This is a genomic window from Massiliimicrobium timonense, assembly GCF_002160865.1.
Lineage (GTDB): Bacteria > Bacillota_I > Bacilli_A > Erysipelotrichales > Coprobacillaceae > Allocoprobacillus.
The window spans coordinates 1-1,204 of sequence record NZ_NFLJ01000093.1 but is presented as its reverse complement, the minus strand read 5'-3'; the positions used below and the strand labels follow the sequence as shown (position 1 = coordinate 1,204).

Here is a 1,204-nt window from a genome sequence, read left to right as displayed (position 1 = left end):
TTCTGGATAATCACCATATCCCCGTCAACGTCCACATGGACGGTCACGGTATAGGTTTCTGATACATTCCTTGTCTGGTCGCCCTCTTTTATCTGCTGATCTACTTCGTAGGTAACAGTAAAAGCGTTCTCCCCAGACTGTTCCACGTCCCAGATAAGTACGTCCGTGACCGTGGAGCTGGTCGGTATATCCGTTCTGACAGTATCAACATTCAAATCCTGCAATTCCTGTGTCAGATAAGCACTGATAGCCTGTGTCCTTGCCTCGATTGCTTCCTTGCTGTTGCTCCATTTATAGTAGGACTTCGCAAAGTTCTTGACGAAATTTTCTATGCCGGTGGTGTCATTCAAACGGAGCTGTATGGTTTCTATCTCATGTGTGGTGTGCTGGTCGATAGCGGTAAAATTCTTATACACACCGAAGCTCACGCTTGCGATAAGCACCACCCATAGGGCAATGACGGACTTCTTATGCGTTCCCACTTTCATAGTGCGGATTTTCTTTTCTTTTATCGGTTTTTCTTTTTTCTTGAACATGATATTTCCATTCCTTTCTATTGCTTAATTCTGCCAGCTCCGATAAGGTGCTGTTGCCAGTAGGAGCTTGTAAGGTCAGCGTAGCCTATCGGGTCGCCAGCGTGATACATCTGGTTATTTCCCACATAGATACCGACGTGGGTTACATACGTCCCCGCATTGTAGGTACTGTGGAAGAACACCAAATCTCCAGCCTGTGCCTGTGAAAGAGGGATATGCTGGGTAGCGTCATACTGTGCCTGTGCCGTTCTCGGTAAGGAAATGCCTGCCTTGCCATAGCACCATTGAACCAGCCCCGAACAGTCAAAAGAAGTGTTAGGATTGCTCCCGCCATATACATAGTCCCAGCCTTGATATTTCAGAGCTTCGTTCATTATCTTCTGTGCCAGTTCACCCGATACTTGACTGACAGTGAGATACTGGCTGACAAGCTCCACATAGAACATATTCCCGTACCCGTAACGCCAGCCACCGTTGCGGGCGACAGCGATAGGGTTCATATAGGTGACTTTCTTTCCACCCGACTTGTCACGGGCGAAATTCTCTGCCAGCGTGAAGCTGTGCTTTTTCCCATTCTTAGCTACATAGCCGATATAGCCACCGCCATAGTTATAGGACTGTACCACCACATTTATATCCTCTATGCCTTGATTTTCTGCTGAAGAAAG

Annotated in this window: 2 protein-coding genes; both read right to left on the bottom strand. The window is 47.3% G+C overall.

Annotated elements, in window-relative coordinates; all coding sequences use genetic code 11:
• Window positions 1-536: conjugal transfer protein (locus B5E75_RS14290; RefSeq protein ID WP_143746988.1), on the bottom strand; the 536-nt coding region annotated here is incomplete at its 3' end.
• A gap of 17 nt (window positions 537-553) precedes the next feature.
• Window positions 554-1,204, bottom strand: a 651-nt coding sequence (locus B5E75_RS14285; protein WP_143746987.1) for a C40 family peptidase, incomplete at its 5' end; no start/stop codon positions are given.